This window comes from Pseudomonas sp. MT3 (genome assembly GCF_054720805.1).
Genome location: NZ_JBTVPY010000001.1, coordinates 38,094 through 59,883 on the forward strand (window position 1 = coordinate 38,094; position 21,790 = coordinate 59,883).

The 21,790-nt window shown below is 68.9% G+C and carries 11 protein-coding genes; 4 read left to right on the forward strand and 7 right to left on the reverse strand.

Annotation, left to right across the window (positions count from 1 at the left end; translation table 11 throughout):
- Nucleotides 1–7: 7 nt before the first annotated feature.
- The 4 genes from ACYCAX_RS00140 to ACYCAX_RS00155 all read right to left on the reverse strand — a co-directional run bounded on the left by ACYCAX_RS00140 (nt 8) and on the right by ACYCAX_RS00155 (nt 15,132).
- Nucleotides 8–12,808, reverse strand: coding sequence for a non-ribosomal peptide synthase/polyketide synthase (locus ACYCAX_RS00140; RefSeq protein ID WP_460247197.1), 12,801 nt, complete (start codon nt 12,806–12,808; stop codon nt 8–10).
- A 379-nt stretch (nt 12,809–13,187) separates the two neighbouring features.
- Nucleotides 13,188–14,174: a TauD/TfdA family dioxygenase gene (locus tag ACYCAX_RS00145; RefSeq protein WP_460247198.1), complete on the reverse strand. Its 987-nt coding sequence runs from the start codon at nt 14,172–14,174 to the stop codon at nt 13,188–13,190.
- 22 nt (nt 14,175–14,196) lie between these two features.
- A complete protein-coding gene (locus tag ACYCAX_RS00150; protein WP_460247199.1) occupies nt 14,197–14,919 on the reverse strand; it encodes a thioesterase II family protein in 723 nt (240 codons plus the stop codon).
- Nucleotides 14,920–14,922: 3 nt separating this feature from the next.
- Complete coding sequence (locus ACYCAX_RS00155; protein ID WP_015477305.1) at nt 14,923–15,132, reverse strand: MbtH family protein; 210 nt, start codon at nt 15,130–15,132, stop codon at nt 14,923–14,925.
- A 317-nt stretch (nt 15,133–15,449) separates the two neighbouring features.
- Between ACYCAX_RS00155 and ACYCAX_RS00160 the strand changes: the two genes are divergently transcribed.
- Nucleotides 15,450–15,986, forward strand: a complete 537-nt coding sequence (locus tag ACYCAX_RS00160; RefSeq protein WP_460247200.1) for an RNA polymerase factor sigma-70 — start codon at nt 15,450–15,452, stop codon at nt 15,984–15,986.
- Between the two features lie 69 nt (nt 15,987–16,055).
- On the opposite strand, the gene ACYCAX_RS00165 is transcribed toward ACYCAX_RS00160, so the two are convergent.
- Nucleotides 16,056–16,853 (reverse strand): AraC family transcriptional regulator, encoded by a 798-nt coding sequence (locus ACYCAX_RS00165; protein WP_294979616.1) that lies wholly within the window; start codon nt 16,851–16,853, stop codon nt 16,056–16,058.
- Between the two features lie 93 nt (nt 16,854–16,946).
- Here ACYCAX_RS00165 and ACYCAX_RS00170 point away from each other — a divergent pair, with 93 nt between their 5' ends.
- The gene (locus tag ACYCAX_RS00170) at nt 16,947–17,849 is read left to right on the forward strand and encodes a DMT family transporter (protein WP_460247201.1); all 903 of its coding nucleotides are present in this window, start codon (nt 16,947–16,949) and stop codon (nt 17,847–17,849) included.
- Between the two features lie 86 nt (nt 17,850–17,935).
- Here the strand turns inward: ACYCAX_RS00170 and ACYCAX_RS00175 are convergent, their stop codons facing one another.
- On the reverse strand, nt 17,936–19,000 hold the full coding sequence (locus ACYCAX_RS00175; RefSeq protein ID WP_460247202.1) for an NAD(P)H-dependent flavin oxidoreductase: 1,065 nt from the start codon (nt 18,998–19,000) through the stop codon (nt 17,936–17,938).
- 112 nt (nt 19,001–19,112) lie between these two features.
- Between ACYCAX_RS00175 and ACYCAX_RS00180 the strand changes: the two genes are divergently transcribed.
- Together ACYCAX_RS00180 and ACYCAX_RS00185 are read left to right on the forward strand one after the other, a co-directional pair.
- Complete coding sequence (locus tag ACYCAX_RS00180; RefSeq protein ID WP_015477310.1) at nt 19,113–19,985, forward strand: LysR family transcriptional regulator; 873 nt, start codon at nt 19,113–19,115, stop codon at nt 19,983–19,985.
- The gene (locus tag ACYCAX_RS00185; protein WP_460247203.1) at nt 19,982–21,187 is read left to right on the forward strand and encodes a YbfB/YjiJ family MFS transporter; all 1,206 of its coding nucleotides are present in this window, start codon (nt 19,982–19,984) and stop codon (nt 21,185–21,187) included. The genes ACYCAX_RS00180 and ACYCAX_RS00185 overlap by 4 nt, the downstream gene beginning before the upstream one ends.
- Before the next feature lie 66 nt (nt 21,188–21,253).
- Here ACYCAX_RS00185 and ACYCAX_RS00190 read toward each other — a convergent pair whose 3' ends face one another.
- A complete protein-coding gene (locus ACYCAX_RS00190) occupies nt 21,254–21,694 on the reverse strand; it encodes a carboxymuconolactone decarboxylase family protein (RefSeq protein ID WP_015477312.1) in 441 nt (146 codons plus the stop codon).
- Nucleotides 21,695–21,790 lie beyond the last annotated feature (96 nt).

Sequence of the window (21,790 nt, forward strand, 5' to 3'; positions counted from 1 at the left end):
CCACTCATCAAAGATTCTCCAGCTCGCCGAGCAGTTCATCCATCAGGTCCAGTTCCTCTTCCGCGCTGGCGGAGCCTGCCCGCTGGGCTTCGATCCAGGCGGCCAGCGCTTCGATATTGCTCAGCTCGAACAGGCGGTGCAGCGGCAGTTCCAGGCCCAGGCGCTGACGCAGGGTCAGGCCGACCTGGGTGAGCAACAGCGAATGGCCGCCCAGTTCGAAGAAGTCGTCGTGCAGGCCGACGCGGTCCACCTGCAGCACGTGCTGCCAGATGCCGGCCAGCTCGACTTCCAGGTCGCTGCGCGGCGCCACGTACTCGCGCAGGCTGTCGCCCAGCTGCGGGTCCGGCAGGGCCTTGCGGTCCAGCTTACCGTTGGGCGACAGCGGCATGGCGTCAAGGGCGATGATCCGCGACGGCACCATATAATCCGGCAATTCGCGTTGCAGCGCCTGACGTAGGGCTTCGGGCTCGGCGCTGGCGACCACGTAGGCCAGCAGCACGCCGTCCTTCGCCACCACCACCGCTTCGCTGACCTGCGGATGGGCCTGCAGACGCGCTTCGATCTCGCCCAGCTCGATGCGCAGGCCGCGAATCTTCACCTGATGGTCGAGACGGCCGAGGTATTCGATGGCGCCGTCTTCGCGCTGGCGAGCCAGGTCGCCGGTGCGATAGAGACGTTCACCACTGCCGAAGGGATCGGCGACAAAGCGTTCAGCGGTCAAACCGGGACGCGCGTGGTAACCCCGCGCCAGACCGACACCACCGATGTACAGCTCGCCGGCCACGCCTTGCGGCACCGGCTCCAGGCGCTCGTCCAGCAGCACCAGGCGCAGGTTGTCGATGGGCCGGCCAATGGGCACGACCTGCCGCGCGTTGTCCTCGTCGCAGGCCCAGAAGCTGACGTCGATCGCCGCTTCGGTCGGGCCGTAGAGGTTGTGCAGCCTGGCGCTGCTGCGCTGGCGGAACTGTTGTTGCAGCTCATAGGGCAGCGCTTCGCCCGAGCACATCACCTGCAGTAGCGACGGGCAGCGCTCCAGTTCGCCGGAAGCAACGAAGGCCTGCAGCATCGACGGCACGAAGTGCAGCGTGGTGACCTGCCCCGCCTCGATCACCTGGCGCAGCGCCGCCGGATCGCGGTGCGCGCCGGGCGCGGCGACTACCAGGGCGGCACCGGTCATGAGCGGCCAGAAGAACTCCCAGACCGACACGTCGAAGCTGAACGGGGTCTTCTGCAGGACACGGTCGGAGGCGTCCAGCACGTAGGCCTTCTGCATCCAGTGCAGGCGATTGACCAGCGCGCGATGGCTGTTGCCGGCGCCCTTGGGCTTGCCGGTGGAGCCGGAGGTGTAGATCAGGTACGCCAGGTTCTGCGGGCTGCCGGCGCTGGCCGGATTCTGCTCGGAGGCCGTGGCGATCTCGCCCCACTGGCTGTCCAGGCATACCATTTCGGCGTTGCTCGCCGGCAGGCGATCCAACAGGTGCTGCTGGGTCAGCAGCAGGCTCACGCCGCTATCGGCAAGCATGTGCTGCAGGCGCTCCTGCGGGTAGTCCGGGTCCATCGGCACGTAGGCGCCGCCGGCCTTGACGATGCCCAGCAGGGCCACCACCAGCTCCACCGAACGCTCGGCGGCCACACCGACCAGCACGTCCGGGCCGACGCCCTGGCCACGCAACCAGTGCGCGAGCTGGTTGGCGCGGGCATTGAGCTGGGCGTAGCTCAGGCGCTGCTCGCCGAATTGCAGGGCCAGCGCGTCCGGGGTCGCGGCGACCTGCCGCTCGATCAGCTCCTGCAGTTGCACGTCGGCCGGGAACTTCGCCTCGGTGGCGTTGAAGCGTTGCAGCAGCTCGGCGCGTTCCGCGCTGGCGAGCTGGCTGACCTGGCCCAGCGGGCGCTCGGCGTCTTCCACCAGGGCCAGCAGCAGGCGCTCGAAGTGGCCGCGCAGCTGGTCGATCTGGCTCGCGCTGAAACGGTCGGCGCGGTAGGTGTAACGCACGTCCAGCTGCTCGCCGGCGCTGGCCACCAGGGCCAGGGCGTAGTTGGTGCCGTCCACCGGGCGGTGGCCGAGGATGCGTAGCTCGTCGGCGGCGGAAGACGACAGCGCCGCGTCCATCGGGAAGTTCTCGAACACGATGATGCTGTCGAACAGCGCCTGCCCGCCACGGCCGGCCCAGCGCTGGATGTCGTACAGCGGCGTGTGCTCGAACTCGCGCACGTCGAGGTTGAACGCCTGCAGCTCGCGCAGCCAGTCGCCCACACGCTGGGCGTCATCCGGGCTTTGCAGGATCGGCAGGGTGTTGATGAACAGGCCGAGGCTCTCTTCCGCCCCCGGCAGCGTGGCCGGGCGCCCCGCCACCGTGGCGCCGAAGGTCACACTGCGCTGGCCGCAGTAGCGTTGCAGCAACAGCGCCCAGGCACCCTGCACCAGGGTGTTGAGGGTGATGCGCTGGGTCTGGGCGAAGCGTTGCAGCGGTGTGCTGTCGAGGCGGCTGTGCAGCTCGCGCAGCGGCTCCTCGCGGAAACCGGCGCTGCAGGCGGTAGCCAGCAGGGTCGGCTCGTCGAAGCCCTTCAGGCGCTCGCGCCAGAAGCGCTCGCCCGCCGCGCCGTCCTGGGCGTGCAGCCAGCCAATGTAGTCGCCGTACTGCGCCGCCGGCGCCGACAGTGCTTCGCCACGGTAGAGCGCGAGCACTTCGCCGATCAGCCGCGCGCTGCTCCAGCCGTCCAGCAGCAGGTGGTGGCAGGTCCAGATCAGGTGGTAGCGGCGCTCGCCCAGGCGCACCAGCGCCAGGCGTTGCAGCGGCGGTTTGGCCAGGTCGAAGCCGAGGTTGCGCTGGGCGTCAGCGACGTTGTCCAAGAGAGCAATCTGGGCAAGCTGCTGCTCGCCGACCTGCTGGCCGCGCCAGTCGAAGGACTGCACTGGCAGTTGCACGTCGCGCAGGACGAACTGCAGCGGCGCGGTGTCGGCACTGGCGAGGAAGCCGGTGCGCAGGTTGCCGTGGCGGGCGGCGACCGCGCGCCAGGCATCGAGGAAACGCGCCTCATCAAGGCCGTCCAGATCGACCCGCAGCTGGTTGACGTAGAGCGAGGAGCCCGGCACGTCGAGGGCGTGGAACAGCATGCCCTGCTGCATCGGCGACAGCGGGTAGAGGTCCTCGACGCCGGCCGGCAACGGCAGTGCGTCGAGCTGTGCCTGGCCGAGACCAAGCAGCGGCAGCTCGCCGGCTTCCAGCTTGCGCGGGGTATTCAGGCAGTATGCGACCAGCGCTTGCAGCTCGGCTCGCAGCAGGGCCTGGAGCTCGTCGATATCGGCGACGTCGAACATGGCGCTGCTGTAGGTGACTTCCAGGCTCAGTTCGCCGCCGAGCACGCGGCCGGCGTAGACCAACGCATTGCCCAGCGCGGCGTTCAGCGGCTGGCTGCGGCCCACGCCTTCGAAGGCCGGCAGGAAGTCGGCGTCAGCGAAGGCCTGGTCGAGCTGGCCGAGGTAGTTGAAGGTCACCTGCGGCGCTGGCAGGTCACGCAGGCTGGCGGCGTGCTGGCTGAGGTAGCGCAGCTGGCCGTAGCCGATACCGGCGCGCGGCAGCCCGCGCAGGTGTTCGCGGGTGGCGCGCAGGTCCGCACCCGGCTCGCCACCGGCGTGCAGGCGTACGGGATAGAGCGCGGTGAACCAGCCCACGGAACGGCTCAGGTCCAGCGCCGCGTCGCCGTCGAAGGCATCGCGGCCGTGGCCCTCCATCTCCACCAGCGCGGAGGATTCGCCGGTCCAGGCGCACAGGGCGCGGGCCAGCGCGGTCAGCAGCAGGTCGTTGATCTGCAGGCGCTGCGCTTTCAGTGCCGGGCCGAGCAGTTGGCGGGTGGTCTCGACATCGAGGCTGAAGCGCGCGTTGGCGGCTTCCTTCCAGGTGGCCGGGGCGCCGCTGCGGGCGCGGGTCAGACGCGGCGCATCGCGCAGTTCGGCCTGCCAGTAGCCAAGCTCAGCCGCAGCGCCATTGGCAGCCGCCTGCTGGCGGGCGCTCCAGGCCTGGTAGCTGTCGCTGCGCGGCAACGCGGCGGGCGTACGACCGGCGCGCAGTTCGCGGTAGGCGTACTGCAGGTCTTCCAGCAGAATGCGCCAGGACACGCCGTCCACCGCCAGGTGATGGATGACCAGCAGCAGGCGTTCCCCACCCTCCTCCAGTGTCACCTGCATGGCACGCAGCAGCGGGCCGTTGGCGATGTCCAGGCTGGCCTGGGCGTCGTCGCACAGGCGCTCCAGGGTGCGGGCGTCAGCGGCGCGGCGACGCCACAGCAGCGTCATATCCAGCGGGCCTTGTTCGGCGTAACGTTGGCGGCTGCCGTCGAAGCGCAGGCGCAGCGCGTCGTGCTGGCCGACCAGCCAGTGCAGCGCACGGGCGAGCACGTCGCCATCGAGTGCTTCGCGCGGTTGCAGCAGCAAGGCCTGGTTCCAGTGGTGACGCTGGGCGCTCGGCACACGCTCGAAGAAGCGCGCCTGCACCGGCGACAGGGCCACCTCACCGCTCACGGCTGTAACCGGCGTGGGTGCGGTCGCTGCAGCCGGGGCGCGGCTTTCCAGCCACTGCGCCAGTTGGCGCACGCTCTGCCGCTCGAACAGCTGTTTCGGGCTGAGTTTGTAACCCAGCTTACGGATGCGCGCGATGATCTGCAGGCTGAGGATGGAGTCGCCGCCCAGCTCGAAGAAGTTGTCCTCGGCACCGACGCGCTCGACTTTCAGCACGGCTTGCCAGATAGCGGCGATGCGTTGTTCCAGCTCGCTCAGCGGCGCGCTGTCCAAGGCCTTGGCAACCGCTTCGGCACGCGGCAGCGCCTGGCGGTCCACCTTGCCGTTGGCGTTCAGCGGCAGGCGTTCCAGCAGCGTCAACTGAGCCGGCAGCAGGTATTCCGGCACGGCGGCGGCCAGGCCTTCGCGCAGGCTCTCCACGCTCTGTCCCTCGGCCACGGCCCAGGCCAGCAGCCTCAGCGGGCCATCTTTATCGCGCTCGGCCAGCGCCACGGCATCGCGTACGCCGGGCAGGCGCTTGAGCGCTTGCGCCAGTTCACCCGGCTCGACGCGGTAGCCGCGGATCTTCACCTGGTCATCGACGCGGCCGAGGAATTCCACGGCGCCACGACGGTTCAGGCGCACGCGGTCACCACTGCGATACAGGCGTTCGCCCTCGATCTCGACAAAGCGCTCGGCGGTCATTTCCGGCAGGCCGAGGTAACCCAGCGCCAGGCCGGCGCCGCCGATGTACAGCTCACCGGGCACGCCCGGCAGCAAGTCGCGGCCGTTCTCGTCGAGCACGCGAATGGCGCTGTTGGCCAGCGGCGTGCCAATGGGTAGTGTCGAGGCGGGCAGATCGTCCAGCAGCGACCATTCGTGGGTCAGCACGCCCACGGTGGACTCGCTGGGGCCGTAGTGGTTGACGACGCGCAGCTTGGGCGCAAGCTCCCGGATTGGCTGCAACAGCGCGCGGTCGCAGGCCTCACCGCCGACCACCAGCAGACGCCGCGGCAGCACGGCGGCAGCGTTGGGCGTGGCGGCCAGCAGGCCGGCGAGATGGCTGGGGACGATCTTCAGCACGTCCACGTCCTGCATGAACGCGGCGAAGCACTCGGCATCGGCCACAGCCTGGGCATCCGCCAGGTGCAGGCGACCACCGCCACACAGCGCGCCGAACAGCGTGGTGTGGCCGAGGTCGGCGGCCACCGAGGAGACCATCGCCATGCCCAGGCCCCGGGCGCGGCCCTGGTCCAGTTGCAGGCGTTCGAGCACGGCTTGCACGTAGTTGGCCAGCGCCCCGTGGCTGACGCGCACACCCTTGGGCTGGCCGGTGGAGCCGGAGGTGAAGATCACATAGGCGGCCTGTTGCGGGTCGATGCTCCGCGCAGGCGCGGCAGTGCCGTCCTGCTCCGGGCCACCGGTCGGGATCAGCGTGGCAGCGTCGCCGAAGGTCTCCAGCAGCGCGGCGTCGCTCACCAGCACGCGGCCGATGCCGTTGTCCTGGAGCAACTGGCGCAGGCGCTCGGCCGGCTGCGCCGGGTCCAGTGGCACATAGGTGGCGCCGGCCTTGAGCACGCCCAGCAACAGGAGCACCCACTGCGCGCTGCGCTCCTGGCAGATCGCGACGCACTCGCCCGGCTCCACGCCGCTGGCGTTCAGCGCGTTGGCCAGGCGGTTGCTGCGCTGGTCCAGCTCGGCATAGCTGTAGCGGATGCTGTCGTCCTGCACGGCGATGGCGTCCGGCTGCGCGGCGACCTGCGCGGCGAACAACCCGAGCACGTCCTGCTGCGGCCACTGGCGCGCCTCGCCACGACGGCGCGAGGCCACCGGGCGCGGCAGTTCGCCGAGGGCGCGCTGCGGCTCGGCGCACAGCTGGCGCAGCAGCGCTTCGAACTGGCCGGCGATGGCGGCGACGCTGTCTTCGTCGAACAGGTCGCGGGCATAGACGAAGCTGCCGCGCAGTTCATCGCCCGGCTGGCCGCTGGCGTCCAGCGCCTCGGCCATGTCCAGGGCGAGGTCGAAGCGCGCGCCGTACTGTTCCTCGCTGAACAGTTCCAGCTTCAGCGCGCCGGCATCGGGCAGGCGGCTGACGTCGAAGCCGAAGTTGAACTTCACCTGCACCAGCGGGTTGTAGGCCAGGCTGCGCTCGGGCTGCAGGGCTTCGACCAGTTGCTCGAAGGGCAGGTCCTGGTGCGCCTGAGCGCCCAGGGCCAGGGGCTTGAGATTGGCCAGCAGCGCGGCAAAGGACTGGTCATCCGACAGGGCGAACGGCATCACCTGGGTGTTGACGAAGAAACCGATCAGCCCCTCGGTTTCCAACTGCTGGCGGTTGGCGATGGGCACAGCGACGCGCAGGTCACTCTGGCCGCTGTAGCGCTGCATCAGCACGGCGTAGGCGCCGAGCAGCAGCATGAACAGGGTGACGTCCTGCTCGCGGGCCAGTTGCTTTAGGCGCGCCCCCAGACCGGCGTCCAGGCTGAAGCCCAGACTGCCGCCACGGTAGCTCTGCACGGCTGGGCGCGGACGGTCGGCGGCCAGTTCCAGCACGGGAGTGTCGCTATGCAACTGCTCGGTCCACCAGCTCAGCTGATGCTGGCCCTCCTCGCCCGCCAGCAGCTCACGCTGCCACTGGGCGTAGTCGGCGTACTGCACCGGCAGCGCCGGCAGTTGCAGTTCCTCGTCAGCGGCGAAGGCGCCGTAGAGGCGGCTGAACTCGTCCACCAGCACGCGGATCGACCAACCATCGGAGACGATGTGGTGCATCGTCAACAACAGCACATGGTCGGCGTCAGCCACTTCTTTTGGAGACAAACGCAGAAGGGTCAGGCGCAGCAGCGGGCCGGTGCGCAGGTCGAACGGACGCTGGGCTTCCGTTTCAGCCAGCGCACGCGCGGCGGCCTCGGCATCTTTCTCAGCAGACAGGTCGACCCTTGCCAGGTCCAGCGGTCGGGCCGGCTGGATGCGCTGGAAGGCCTGGCCGTCCACTTCATCGAAGGTGGTGCGCAGGGTTTCGTGGCGCGCCATCAGCGCGTCGAAGGCACGGCGCAGCGCAGACTCGTCGAGCTGGCCGCGCAGGCGCAGCGCGCCCGGCACGTTGTAGGCGGCGCTGGCCGGCTCCATCTGCCAGAAGAACCACAGACGGCTCTGGGCCGCGGACAACGGCAGATCGCCGTCACGGGCCACGGCGCGCAAAGCCGGACGCGCGCTAGGCGCAAGTGCCGTCAGCCGTGCAGCGAATTCGTCCAGGCGGCTGGCTTCGAACAGGTCGCGCAGCGGCACTTCGCAGCCCAGGTCGCGGCGCAGGCGGGAGATCACTTGCGTGGCCAGCAGCGAGTGGCCGCCCAGTTCGAAGAAGTCGTCCTCTCGGCCCACCGCCGGCACGCCGAGCACTTCCGCCCAGACAGCGGCGACGCGGCTTTCCAGCCCGTCGCGCGGGGCTTCGGTGGTGCTGGCAGCCTCCTGCGGCTCGGGCAGCGCCTTGCGGTCGATCTTGCCGTTGGCGTTGAGCGGCATCTGTTCCAGCACGAGCAGGCGCGACGGCACCATGTACTCCGGCAGCTCCGAACGCAGCGCGGCCTTGAGGGCGTCTTCAGCCAGTGCTTCGCCGACGACATAGCCCAGCAGGCGCTTGCCCTGCTCGCTGTCGCGGGCGATCACCGCCGCTTCGCGCACGCCGGGCAGCGCACGCAGGCGCGCTTCGATCTCGCCCGGTTCGATACGGAAGCCACGGATCTTCACCTGCTGATCGACGCGGCCGAGGTAATCCAGCGCGCCGTCCTCACGCCAGCGCACACGGTCGCCGCTGCGGTAGGCGCGCAGGCCTTGGGCAAACGGGTCGGCGACGAAGCGTTCGGCGGTCATGCCGGCGCGCTGGTGGTATCCACGGGCCAGGCCGTGGCCGCCGATGTATAGCTCACCGGCCACGCCGCGCGGTAGCGGTTGCAGGCGGTCATCGAGGATGTATAGGCTGCGTTCGCCGACCACTTCGCCGATGGGCGCATAGGCCGCGCCGCACGCGGTTTTCGCGTCGGCTTTCCAGAGCATCGGGGTGACCACGGTTTCGGTGGGGCCGTAGCCGTTGATCAGGTGCTGCGGTTTCAGCGCCCGGTGCGCCAGTTGGTAGGCCGCTTCGGGCACCGCGTCACCGCCGAAGCAGTAGATGCGCATGCTCGGCGCGTGACCGGTGATCAGAGCTTGTTCAGCCAGCTGTTGCAGGTAGGCCGGCGGGAAGGCGGCGACCGTCACTTCGTGGCGGCGCAGTTGCTCCAGGGTCTGCTCGGCGGTCCACAGCGCGTCATTGCGGATCAGCAGGCTTCCGCCGTGGGACAGCACGGTGAGCCAGCGTTCGTGGGCGCCGTCGAAGGCGAAGGACATGAAGATCAGTTCGCGGTCGGCCTCGCTCATGGCATAGCGCTGACCGATGGCGCGGCAGTGCGCGGCGATCTCGCCGTGGGCGACGGAGACGCCCTTGGGCTGGCCGGTGGAACCGGAGGTGTAGATCAGGTAGGCGAGGTTCTGCGGCTGGATGCGCACCAGCGGGCGCACCGCCAGCGCGTTGGCCAGGTCGGCTTCCTCCAGTACCAGGCGCTCGACACCTGCCGGCAGCGGCAGGCGCTCGGCCAGCTCGGCGTTGGTCAGCAGGAGGTCGACACCGGCGTCCTGCATCAGCCAGGCCAGGCGTTCCTCGGGGTAATCGACGTCCAGCGGCAGGTAGGCGCCGCCGGCTTTCATCACCGCCAGCAGGGCCAGCGGGATGTCCACGCCACGCGGCAACGCCACGGCGACCCGGCGCTCGGCGCCGATGCCACGCTGGATCAGGCGCTGCGCCAGGCGGTTGGAACGGTCTTCCAGTTCGGCGAAGTTCACTTCGCGCAGCTCGTCGAGCAGCGCGACCTTGGCCGGATGGCGGCGGGCCTGGGCGGCGATGGTCTCGCTCAGCGCTTCGAAGGCCGGCGCGTCAGCGGCCACGGCAATGCTCCAGTCGCCGGCGGGCAGCCAGTCGCGGGCGTCCAGCACGGCGTCGGCGTTCATCTGCGGCAGTGCGCGCAGCAGGTCGAGGAAGTGCCCGACCAGGCGCTGCATGCCAGCGGCGGCGTAGCGCTCGCGGGCATAGCAGAAGCTCAGGCGCAGGCACTGTTCGCCTTCGCGGACGCGCAGCACCAGGTCGAAGGGGGTTTCCAGGTCGAGCTGTTCCAGCGCTTCCACGCTGACGCCCGGCAGGCCGCTGCCGGCGCGCGGCTGCCACTGGTGGTCGAAGGCGACCTGGCACAGCGGGTGGCGGCCGTGGCCACGCTCGGGTTGCAGCGCTTCCACCAGCTGCTCGAACGGCAGACCCTGGTGCGCCTGGGCTTGCAGCAGGTCGTCGCGCAGTTGGCGGAGTACGCCGCGCAGGCTGGCACCTTCGGGCAGTTCGCTACGCAGCACCAGCAGGTTGACGAAGAAGCCGACCAGGCGCTCGCTGTCGAGCTGCTCGCGGCCGGCCTGGGTCAGGCCGACGCGCAGGTCGTGCTGGCCACTGTAGCGCTGCAGCAGCAGGTTGTAGGCGCTGAGCAGGAGCATCGGCAGGGTCGCGCCGTGGGCCTGGGCCAGGCGGCGCAGTTTGCCGGTCAGTTCGGCGTCGATGTCGCGCTCGATCAGCTCGGCGCTCTGGCCTTTTTCGCCTGTCGTAAACGGAAGCTCCAGCGGCGAATGCTGTTTACCCAGGCGCTCGCTCCACCAGTCCAGCAGACGGGCGCCCTCGCCCGCCTCCAGCGTGCCCTGCTGGGCGGCGGCGAGGTCGAGGTACTGGCGCGGCAGCGCCGGCAGCACCGGCTCGCGCTGTTCGACGATGGCGCGGTAGCACTCGGCGAATTCGTCCAGCAGCAGGTTCAGCGACCAGCCGTCGGCGATGATGTGGTGCACGCAGAGCAGCAATGCCTGGCGACCGCCACCAAGATTCTGCAAGCGCAGGCGCAGCAGCGGGCCGTGAGCCAGGTCGAAGGGCTGCGCGGCGAAGGCGTCGGCGTCCTCGCGGGCGGCGATGTCGCGGCGGGCGTTGCCCAGGGAGCTGAAATCGCTTTCGCTGAGTTCCACCTGGGTCGCGTCGGACAGGCTCAGCGACACCTCGCCATCGGCCTGTTCGATGAAGCGGCTGCGCAGGGTTTCGTGGCGCGCCAGCAGGATCGCGAAGGCCTGTTCCACCGCCGGCCGGCGCAGTTCACCGCGCAGGTTCATGCGCCCGGCGATGTGGTACACGGCGCTTTCCGGTTCCAGCTTCCAGAGGAACCACAGGCGGCGCTGGGCCGGCGACAGCGGCAGCAGGCCGTCGCGCGGTACCTGCGGGACGCTCTGCGCTTCGGCCGCCGGGATGGCCGCCAGCGCGGCGACGAAAGCGCCCAGCTCTGGCGCTTCGAACAACAGGCGCAGCTCCACGGCACGGCCCAGGCGCTCGCGCAGGCGCGCCATCAGCTGGGTGGCCTTGATCGAGTTACCGCCCAGGGCGAAGAAGTTGTCGTCGCGGCGGATCGCCGGCAGTTCCAGCACCTCGCTCCACAGCGCGGCGATGGCTTGCTCTTCAGCAGACAGTGGTGCGACCGGCTTGGCGCTGGCGCCATCGCTGATCGGCTCACCGGCGCGCTGGATGGCGTAGGCCTGCAGGCTGCCGTCGAGCAGCTGGGTGCGGCAGGCCGAGCGTTGCAGCTTGCCGCTGGAAGTCTTGGGCAGTGCGCCCGGCTCCAGCAGCGCCACCACCAGCGGCGCCTCCTGGAAGGTTTCCGCCACGGCGGCGGAAATCGCCCTGGCCAGTGCTTCGGCGGAGATCAGCTTGCGCACGCTGCGGCCGACTTCGGCGGCGATGCCGATGCCGTCGCGGCCCTGATGCTCGATAGCGAAGGCGGAGACGCGGCCCTTGCGCACCAGGTCGACCTCTTCCTCGACGCAGCGTTCCAGGTCCTGCGGGTAGAGGTTCTGGCCACGGACGATGAGCATGTCCTTGAGGCGGCCGGTGACGAAGAGTTCGTCGTTGTGCAGGAAGCCCAGGTCGCCGGTGCGCAGCCAGGTGCGGCCGTCCTTTTCGACGAAGGTGCGCGCGCTGGCTTCCGGGTTGCGCCAGTAGCCGAGGGCAACGCTGGGGCCGCTGCTCCAGATTTCGCCGACGCGGTCCGGGCCGAGGGCTTCGCCGCTGAGCGGATCGACCAGTTGAATCTCGTGATCGGGCTGGGCGCCGCCGCAGTTGATCAGCGAGGTGCCACGGCCCGGACGGGCGATGTTTTCGCCCAGGGCTTCGAGGTCCACTTCCAGCTGGCCGATGCCTTCGCCGCGCACGCCGCCGGTGACGAACAGGGTCGCTTCGGCGAGGCCGTAGCAGGCGTAGAAGGACGAGGCGTCGAACCGCGCCGGGGCGAACCAGGCGGCGAAGCGTTCCAGGGTGTCCGGACGGATCGGCTCGGAGCCGGAGAAGGCCACGCGCCATTTGCTCAGGTCGAGGCCTTCCAGCGCGGTTTCGTTGACCCGCTCGCAGCACAGGCGGTAGGCGAAGTCCGGCCCGCCGCTGACGGTGCCGCCGAAACGGGCGATGGCTTCCAGCCAGCGACGCGGGCGTTCGAGGAAATAGCGCGGCGACATCAGCACGCACTCGATGCCGCTGTAGATCGGCTGCAGCAGACCGCCGATCAGGCCCATGTCGTGGAACAGCGGCAGCCAGCTGACGATCACGTCGTCGTCGCCAATGCCGAAGCCGTGGCGGATCAGGCGCTCGTTGGCCATCAGGTTGCCGTGGCTGACCTGCACGCCCTTGGGCGTCGAGGTGGAGCCGGAGGTGTATTGCAGGAAGGCGATGTCGTCATCGGCCAGCTCCGGCATCTGCCATTCGACGGCCAGTGCCGGATCGGCCTGGTCCACCGCCAGCAGCAGCGGGCTGTCGCCGTTCGCGCGCGCGCAGGCCGGACGCAGGGCCTCGATCAGCGCGGAATCCGTGAGCACCAGGCTCGGCTGCGCGTCATCGAGGATCGAGCGCAGGCGCGCCAGGTGCTGCGGGCGCACGGACTCCGGCGGATAGGCCGGCACGGCGATGATCCCCGAGTAGAGGCAGGCGAAGAACGCCGCGACGTAGTCCGGGCCGCTGGGCAGCAACAGCACGGCGCGGTCGCCGTGCTGGCCGTGGCGCAGCATCCAGGCGGCCAGGGCGCGGGCGCGCTCGTCCAACTCACGGAAGCTGATGGGCTGCTCGACGTTTTCGGCGATGAATCGCAGGGCAGTCTTGCGCGGCATTTCGCAGGCGCGTTGCAGCAGGGCCTCGACCAGGTTTCCTGCGGCTTCGTAGCGGTCGTTCATGAGATCACCTGTTCTGTCGGCGGGCGCGTGGGGCCCGCCGGAGGGAAATTCGTGGGTTCAGCTGCTTGTGCGGAGCGCCGTGATCGTTCATCTGCTCCGACCAATTCCCTCCCCCCTGGGAGAGGGTCAGGGTGAGGGTGTTACCGGCGACTTCGGTGCTCGGCCATTTCCCTCACCCCAGCCCTCTCCCAGAGGGAGAGGGAGTTATCCGTGCCGGCTGATACGTCCGGCGTGGTTCTGGTACATCCATCGGCTCCGAACGGTCCCCTCTCCCTCTGGGAGAGGGTTAGGGTGAGGGTGTTAACGGCGACTCCGGTGCTCGGCCATCTCCCTCACCCCCGCCCTCTCCCGGAGGGAGAGGGAGTTATCCCTGCGGCCTTCAACCTTGTGCGTCAGCACCATGTCCTTCCGCCATCGCCACCACCACCTTGCGCGGCCCGCTGAATGGCGAGCGCGCATGGGCGGCGAGCATGTTGTCGAGCATCAGGACGTCGCCGCTGGTCCAGGGGAAGCTCACCTTGACCTCCTCCAGCACGCCGCGGATTTCGTCGAGCACCGAGGGCTCGATGGGGCTGCCGTCGCCGTAGTAGACGTTGCGCGGCAGGTCTTCCTCGTCGACGATTTCCAGCAGGCTCTCGCGCACATCCGCAGGCAGGTTGGAGACGTGGAACAGGTGCGCCTGGTTGAACCAGACCCAGTCGCGGGTGACCGGGTGCTGGGCGACTGCCTGGCAGACCTGGCGGGTGCGCAATTCGCCGTCTTCCTTCCACTCCCAGCCGATTCGGTGGGCCTTGCAGTACGCCTCGACCACGGCCGGGTCACTGCTGTTGAACACCTGCTCCCAGGCCACGTCCAGGCCGTTGCCGAAGTTGCGGGTGTACATCAGCCCACGCTCGCTGAAGCGGCGGCGGATGCCCTCGTCGACCCGGCGGTAGATCTCGCGGCTGTCGGCGATCGGCGTCTCGCCACCGTTCTGCGCGGCCTGCACGCAGTAGAACCAGATCTTCATCGGCCACTCGCGGGTGTAGGCCTGCTCGTTGTGCAGCGGAATGTGCTGGTGCGGCGGGTACTCGGTGGAGGTGTACACGCCGCTGGTGACGTTGCTGCGCGGTGTGGAGCCGAACTCGTAGTTGAGCAGCGGATGGCCGAAGCCGGCGGCGAACTCGCGGAAGCGCTCCGGCGCGCCGACCTGGAAGCCACGGAAGAGGATGCCGGCGCACACCGGCAGGCGCTCCGCCACCAGTGGGCGCAGCTCGGCCAGGGCATCGAGCAGGTCGATGCCCTCGCCGCGCGCCTGCACCCGCAGGGGCAAGCCGCCACGGGCCTGCGCCAGGGGAGCGATGTCGAACAAGGAGGAAGTGAGCATCGGGATTCTCCGCGCGGGGCGCTCAGGCCAGTGCCGCGTCGCTCGGCTGATTCGACGGCCGCAGGTGGCCGAGCATCAGTTCGAGCAGGCGCGCTTCGCTGCTGTTGAGGAAGAAGTGCCCACCGTCGAGCATTTCCAGGGAGAAGCCGGCGCGGGTTTCGTCCTGCCATGCCGACAGGGATTCCACCGAAATCCGGTCGGCCTTGCCGCCGAACACATGGATCGGGCAGGACAACTGGGGGCGACGGCGGTAGTCATAGCGGCCGCAGAGGAGGAAATCGGCGCGCATCACCGGCAGGGTCAGGCGCAGCATTTCCTCGTCGGCAAACACCGCTTCGGGGGTGCCGCCGAGGCGGCGCATGCGCTCGATCAACTGCGCGTCGCTCTGCTCTTCGGCCAGTTCGCAGTGACTGTCGCGGCATGACGGCGCGGAGGCCGCCGAGGCGAACAGCGCCTGCGGCGTCGGCAGGCCGCGCTGGCGCAGGGCATGAGCCAGTTCGAAGGCCAGCAGGCCGCCAAGGCTGTGGCCGAACAGCGCGTAGGGTTGCTCCAGGTGCGCGGCGACCTCGCCGGCGAGCTGGTCGGCCAGGCCGCGCAGGTCGGTCTGCAGGTTTTCCGCGAAACGTCGGCCACGGCCGGGCAGTTCCACCGGACGGACGTCGACCCAGACCGGCAACTGGCGCTTCCAGCGCGCATAGACCATCGCGCTGGCGCCGGAGTACGGCAGGCAGAGCAGGCGCAGCATGGGTTACTGCCCCTCGGCCATCTTCTGTCGCAGGCTCAACGGACGCATGTCGGTCCAGTTGCGCTCGACGAAGGCCAGGCAATCGGCCTTGCTGCCCTGCTGGCCGGCTTCGCGCCAGCCGGCGGGGACTTCCTTGTAGTCCGGCCACAGCGAGTACTGCTCCTCGCCGTTGACCAGGACCTTGTACACCGCGTCTTCGCGATCGAATGCCATCGCTCGTTCTCCTTCGCTGCATGGGGTGCCGGCACAAGGCCACGCCTGTGGTTTTGCCGGTTCTGCCATGAAGACGAGGGAGCTCGAGAAATAGTTAATGTTCTCGTATGAGATTAATTCTCATAAGATAATCGACAACGGTTCCGTCTAGCCGGCAGTTCACCAGCAGATGCATGAAATTTCCTCGCGCTGTGCGGGAACCCCGTCGTAGAGCGATAGTCGGAGTCTCTCGAATAAATTGATAATAATTATCATTTGAACTAGATTGGCCGCCTCAACCCATGTGGACGCCCCCTCCGTCGCATAGGAAACCTTGCATGTCCAAGCCAGCGCCCGCCGAATCGCGTCCTGCTCTCCACGAGCTGTTCGCTACCCACCGGCAGACTTTCATCAATGCTGCCGCACGCATCCTCGGCTGCCGCAGCCACGCCGAAGACGTGGTGCACGATGCGTACCTCAAGCTCAACGGATCCGCGCTCACGCCCGGCATCCAGTCGCAGAGCGGCTATCTGATGCGCGTGGTGCGCAACCTCGCCATCGACCTCTACCGTCGCCAGGCGCTGGAAAAGCGCTACGCCGGCAGCGAGGAGGAAGGCATGCACATCCCGACGCCCTCCGCCTCGCCGGAAGCCGAGCACGAGGACCGGCAGACCCTGGAAGCCATCTCCAGCGCCCTGCGCGCCCTGCCCGAGCGCACCCGCTACGCCTTCGAGATGTACCGCCTGCACGGCCGCACGCAGAAGGAAATCGCCGAGGAACTGGGTGTCTCCCCGACCCTGGTGAACTTCATGGTGCGCGACGCGCTGGTGCACTGCCGCAAGACCCTCAAGGGCCTGGAGGACGGCAGGGTCTGAGAACCCGTCCATGATCTGCCTGCGCCAGCCCGGACTGCGCTCGGCGAGATTCTGAACAGGTTCTTGGCCTCAGCCTTCCGCCAGCGCGCGGAAGGCCGCTCGATACTGCTCCGGCGTGGTGCCGGCCAGGCGCCGGAACATGGCGATGAAGGCCGACGGGCTGCTGTAGCCCAGGTTGAAGGCGATCTGCTGTACCCCTTCCCCCGACGCCAGCGCCTCGATGGCCGCCAGGAAGCGCAGGCGCTGGCGCCATTCGCCGAACGACATGCCCAGCTCCCGCTGACAGGCCCGCGCCAGGGTGCGCTCGGTGCTGTGCACACGCTCGGCCCATTGCGCGAGGGTGCGGTTGTCGCCGGGTTCGGCCTGCAGCGCGGCCAGCATTTCGCCCAGCGCGCCGCTGCTGGCGTAGGGCAGGTAGTCGTCGTGGGGCTGCGCGGCCTGCAACTGGTCGATCACCACGGCGGCCAGGCGCCGGTCCGCGTCGCTGTGCGGGATGTTCACCCCTCGCGCGGCAAAGTCGGAGAGGATTGCCTTGAGGATATCGCTGATGGCCAGGGTACAAGGGTTCTCCGGCAGCTTGCGCGCCACCTCGGCGGACACGTACAGCGAGCGGTAGACGATGGCCTGGCGGTTGTAGCAGCTGTGCTCGCGCCCCGGCGGCACCCACACGGCGTACTGCGGCGGCGAAAGGAAGCGCTGGCCATCCACCTCCAGTTCCATCACCCCGTGGGAGGCGTAGTTGAGCTGGCCCCAGGCATGGCGATGGCTGGGCGAATGGGTGCCGGCGTCGAACTCGTCGTAGCGGAAGTACAGGTCGGCGGGCAACTGGTCGATGTCGGGAAGCGGGAGCGGCAGTGCGCGGGTCATGTCCGAATGCCGGGGTGGATTGTCTGAAATTCATTATACGTCTTGATTCGGACGACCCGACAATACACACCGTCATCCCGGAAGCGTTCCTCCATGAATTACCTGTTCCCCCTGCTGGCCGTGGTCATCTGGTCCGGCAACACCGTCGTCAACAAGCTCGCCGTCGGACAGATCGCCCCGGCGGAGATCGGCTTCTTCCGCTGGCTGCTGGCCGGCCTGCTGCTGACGCCCTTCCTGCTGCGCGCCACCCTCGCCCACTGGCCGGTGATCCGCGCCAACCTGGGCAAGATCGTCACCCTCGGCCTGCTCGGCATGGCCGTCTACCAGTGCCTGGCCTACTACGCCGCCGCGCTGACCTCGGCAACCAACATGGGCATCATCCTTTCGCTGATGCCGCTGATGCCGCTGATGTCCCTCGCCCTCGCCTCGCTGTTGCTGGGTCACCGCATGAGCGTCGCGGCGCTGCTCGGCGCGCTGGTCTCGCTGGGGGGCGTGCTGCTGGTGATCACCCAGGGCAATCCACGGCAATTGCTCAGTCACGGCGTGAACCTGGGCGACGGCATGATGATCGTCGCCACCCTCGCCTACGGCGTGTATGGCGTACTGATGAAGAAATGGAACCTGCGGCTGCCGCCGCTGGTGATGCTCTACCTGCAGGTGCTGGTGGCGATCCTCGCGCTGCTGCCGCTGTACCTGGCCTCGCCGCACCAGGGGCTGACCGCCGCGAACCTGCCGCTGGTGCTCTACGCCGCGCTGCTGGCCTCCATCGTCGGCGCGCTGGCGTGGATGCAGGGTGTGGCGCGCATGGGGCCAAGCCGCATGTCGCTGTTCTTCAACCTGCTGCCGGTGCTGACCGCCGCCATCGCCGCCGTGGCGCTGGACGAGCGCCTGACCCACTACCACCTGATCGGCGGCACGCTGACCCTGGCCGGCGTGCTGCTGGCCGAACTCTGGCGGCCACGGGAGAAACCTGCCGCGGCCGTCGGCGCCCGCTGACTCGGATGCTCTTGTAGGAGCGAGCCTGCTCGCGAACCGCACAACACCGATTCCGTCTGAGACTCTGTTCGCGAGCAAGCTCGCTCCTACAGATTGCCCCCTACGTCGGTACGGAACTCGGCCATGAGGGTCGAGATCAGCTCCGCCGCCGGCATCTCCCGCGACAAGGGCGCGCCCTGCCCGGCCCACTGCACGGCGAAGTCCGTGTTGCCCTTGGCGGCCGCCGCGGCGGTCAGTGCCTTGGCCGCGTCATAGGTGGTGGGATAGTCCGGCAGCGCCGGCGCATCCGCGCTGCCCACGTCGGTGAACAGCCGGTTGACCATGCCCCGTGCCGCACGGCCGGAGATCGCCGCTGTCACTTCGGTACGCTCCCCTCGCTCACCGCGCAGCGCGGCCTTGAAGGCGGCGTTGGCCGAGGATTCGTTGGCGGAAATGAACGCCGTGCCCATCTGCACTGCCTGCGCACCCAGCTCGAATACCGCGCGCATGCCCTGCCCATCCATGATCCCGCCCGCCGCGATGATCGGCAGGCCGGTACCTTTTGCCAGCGTGCGGACCAGCGCGAAGGTGCCGATACGCGCGTCCTTCTCCGGCTCGAATACGCCACGGTGGCCGCCGGCTTCGTAGCCCTGGGCGACGATGGCATCGATGCCCGCCGCCTCGATGGCGCGGCCTTCCGCCAGGCAGGTGGCAGTGGCCAGCAGGTGGATGCCGGCGGTTTTCAGGCGGTCGATCCAGTCCTGCGGCGGCAGGCCGAAATGGAAGCTGACCACCGCCGGGCGCGCGTCGAGAAGGAAGTCGAGCATCTCGGGATCGCTCAGGAAGCTACGGTAGATCTCGCTGATCTGCGCCGGCGGCTGCGCATCGAACTCGGCGAACAGCGGCCGCAGGTGCTCCAGCCAGGCGGCCTCGCGCGCCGGATCGGCCACGGCCGGGCGATGGCAGAACAGGTTGAGATTGAGCGGCTTGTCGGTCAGCGCGCGGGTCTGCTCCAGCAGGGCGCGGGCTTGCGTGGCGTTGCTCGCCCCCAGGCCGATGGAGCCCAGGCCGCCGGCATTGGACACCGCCGCCGCCAGCGCCGGGGTGGATACGCCGACCATCGGCGCCTGGATGATGGGGTGCTGGATGCCGAGCAGTTCAGTGATGCGCATGACGGGGTCCTCATCGTCGGTCCGGCGAAATCGCCGCTGGCTTGCTATCGCTTGACTTACGATCTCATAGAGAGAATATTCTTCGCAACAAATTCTCTAACGAAGATATATTATGGATCTCTCCAGTCTGGAAATCTTCCGTTGCGTGGCCGAGGAGCAGAGCGTCACTCGCGCCGCCGCCCGCCTGCAGCGGGTTCAGTCCAACGTCACCACGCGTATCCGCCAGCTCGAGGACGACCTCGGCGCGGCGCTGTTCCTGCGCGACGGCAAGCGCATGGCACTGACCGACCAGGGCCGGGAATTTCTCGTCTACGCCGAACGCCTGCTGGCCCTGGCCGCCGAGGCGCGCCAGTCGCTGCACCCGGACAGCGCCACCGGCAGCCTGCGCCTGGGCAGCATGGAAGCCAGCGCCGCCAGCCGCCTGCCCGAGCCGTTGGCGCGCTTTCACCGCACCTGCCCCGAGGTGGAGCTGCACATGACCACCGGGCACAGCCAGAAACTGATCGGCGAGGTGCTGAACCACCAGTTGGACTGCGCGCTGATCGCCCACCCGGACATCCTCCGTGCCGACCCTGGCTTCGACTCTCGATTGGAACGCGGCCTGCGCGCCGAGCCGGTGTTCCGCGAGGAACTGCTGCTGGTGCTGCCGGGCGACCATCCGCCAGTGAACAGGCCCGAGGATGTGCAGATCCGCACCCTGGTCGGCTTCACCCGAGGCTGCACCTACCGCCAACTGGCCGAACGCTGGTTGAAGGGCGCGCCGCTGGCGGTGCAGGAAGTGGGCTCCTACCACGGCATCCTCGCCTGCGTGAACGCCGGTTCCTGCATCGGCGTGCTACCGCGCTCGGTGCTGGAATTGCAGCGGGACATGCCCGATCTGCGGGTGGTGCCGCTGATGGAAGTGGACACCCTGCTGATCTGGCGCGACGGCTACGCCACCGGCGCCTTCCAGCGCTGGCGGGAAACCCTGCAGGCACGGCCATGAATGCCCCGCGTCGCCTGCCCGCCGCGTTGTCGGCGGCGCTGATCCTCGCCGTGGGCATGGGCTTCGGCCGCTTCGCCTTCACCGGGCTCTACCCGTTGATGGTGCGTGACGGCCTGCTCAGCGTCACGGGCGGCTCCCTGGCGGCCTCGGCCAACTACGCCGGCTACCTGCTCGGCGCCCTGCTCCTGGCACGCAGTCACGAACGCCATGCCGCGCGCATCTGCGTGCTGGCGCTGGCCGGCACGCTGGTCGCCCTGGCCGCGATGGCCATCCCGGCGCCCATCGCTTTCGCCGTCGGCGTGCGCCTGCTGGCCGGCGTGCTCAGCGCCATGACGCTGGTGGGTGCGGCGCAGTGGCTGCTGCAAAGCATGGGCGAAACCCACGGGGCGCCGCTGATGTTCGCCGGGGTCGGCCTTGGCATCCTGCTCTCCGCCGAGCTGATCGTCGCCGGCACTGCCTTCGGCCTGGGCAGCGCGGCGATCTGGTGCGTGCTGGCGCTGGCCGGTCTGGTGCTGGCGCTGCTGGCCGTTCCGGCACTGCGGCACTCGGGCCCACCGAGCACGCAACCAGCCGCAACGGACGGCAAGCAGACGCCGTCGCTGCCGGCGCCGATCATCCTGCTGGTCTACGGGCTGGCCGGTTTCGGCTACATCATCACCGCCACCTACCTGCCGCTGCTGATGAAGAGCGGCCTGGGCGCCATCGACCCGCTGCAGGTCTGGGCCGCGTTCGGCCTGGGCGCAGTGCCCTCCTGCTTCCTCTGGCACCGGCTGCACCTGAGATTGGGCAGCCGCCGCGCGCTGGCGCTGAACCTGCTGGTGCAGGCGGTGGGCGTGATGCTGCCGACGCTGGGCGAATCGGTCTTCCTCTACCTGGGCAGCGCGGTGCTGGTGGGCGGCAGCTTCATGGGCACGGTGACCATCGCCATGCCGGCGGCCCGCGCGGTAGCCGGCCAGGTGCGCTTCAACATGCTGGCGGCGATGACCGCGCTGTATGGCGTCGGGCAGATCGTCGGGCCGCTGGCGGCCAGCGCCCTGCGCGGGCTGACCGGCAGCTTCCTCCCGGCCCTGGGCGCCGCCGCGGGCGCCTTGCTGGTCGGGGCGCTGTGCTGCCTGCCGTTGCGCCGAGCTGCACCTTGCAGGAGCGAGGGGGACGCCATCGTCATTGCTCGCGAACAGCCCCAACACCGTGGCCGCCGGTAAGTCCATTCGCGAGCAAGGACCAGGCGCTCCCTCGCTCCTACGAAAAGCAGAACCAGCGGCGTCGAGTCAGGCCGGCGGCAACTGGCGGAAGGACACACCCAGGCGGTTCCAGACGTTGATCGCGCCGATGGCCACCGTGAGGTCCACCAGCTCGCGCTCGCTGAACTGCTCCCGCGCGTGCAGGAACACTGCCTCCGGCACCTTCGACTCGGACAGCAGGGTCACCGCCTCGCACCAGTCCAGCGCCGCACGCTCGCGCTCGGTGAAGAACGGCGACTCGCGCCAGACGCTCACGGCGAACAGCCGCCGCTCCGTCTCACCGGCGCGGCGGGCTTCCATCGCGTGCATGTCGGCGCAGAAGGCGCAGTTGTTCACCTGCGAGACCCGCAGACGCACCAGTTCCAGCAAGGGCCTTTCGACGGACAGCTCGAAGATCGCGGCCTCCAGGGCCAGTACCGCCTTCAGGGCCTCGGGGGATGCGGTGTAGTAATCCAGGCGTGGCTGCATGGCGGGTTCCTCGGGGATGGACACCCCCATTGTGCGCGGTGCCGGACGCTTCTCCGGTGGCCAATTCGGGGAAATTTCATCGCGCAACTTCACCGG

Excerpts from the sequence above, each read along its gene's own strand:
- ACYCAX_RS00170 (WP_460247201.1), top strand. The coding sequence starts at position 16,947 with ATGAATTACCTGTTCCCCCTGCTGGCCGTGGTCATCTGGTCCGGCAAC.
- ACYCAX_RS00150 (WP_460247199.1), bottom strand. The coding sequence starts at position 14,919 with ATGCTGCGCCTGCTCTGCCTGCCGTACTCCGGCGCCAGCGCGATGGTC.
- ACYCAX_RS00185 (WP_460247203.1), top strand. The coding sequence starts at position 19,982 with ATGAATGCCCCGCGTCGCCTGCCCGCCGCGTTGTCGGCGGCGCTGATC.
- ACYCAX_RS00145 (WP_460247198.1), bottom strand. The coding sequence starts at position 14,174 with ATGCTCACTTCCTCCTTGTTCGACATCGCTCCCCTGGCGCAGGCCCGT.
- ACYCAX_RS00180 (WP_015477310.1), top strand. The coding sequence starts at position 19,113 with ATGGATCTCTCCAGTCTGGAAATCTTCCGTTGCGTGGCCGAGGAGCAG.
- ACYCAX_RS00165 (WP_294979616.1), bottom strand. The coding sequence starts at position 16,853 with ATGACCCGCGCACTGCCGCTCCCGCTTCCCGACATCGACCAGTTGCCC.
- ACYCAX_RS00175 (WP_460247202.1), bottom strand. The coding sequence starts at position 19,000 with ATGCGCATCACTGAACTGCTCGGCATCCAGCACCCCATCATCCAGGCG.
- ACYCAX_RS00140 (WP_460247197.1), bottom strand. The coding sequence starts at position 12,808 with ATGAACGACCGCTACGAAGCCGCAGGAAACCTGGTCGAGGCCCTGCTG.
- ACYCAX_RS00190 (WP_015477312.1), bottom strand. The coding sequence starts at position 21,694 with ATGCAGCCACGCCTGGATTACTACACCGCATCCCCCGAGGCCCTGAAG.
- ACYCAX_RS00160 (WP_460247200.1), top strand. The coding sequence starts at position 15,450 with ATGTCCAAGCCAGCGCCCGCCGAATCGCGTCCTGCTCTCCACGAGCTG.
- ACYCAX_RS00155 (WP_015477305.1), bottom strand. The coding sequence starts at position 15,132 with ATGGCATTCGATCGCGAAGACGCGGTGTACAAGGTCCTGGTCAACGGC.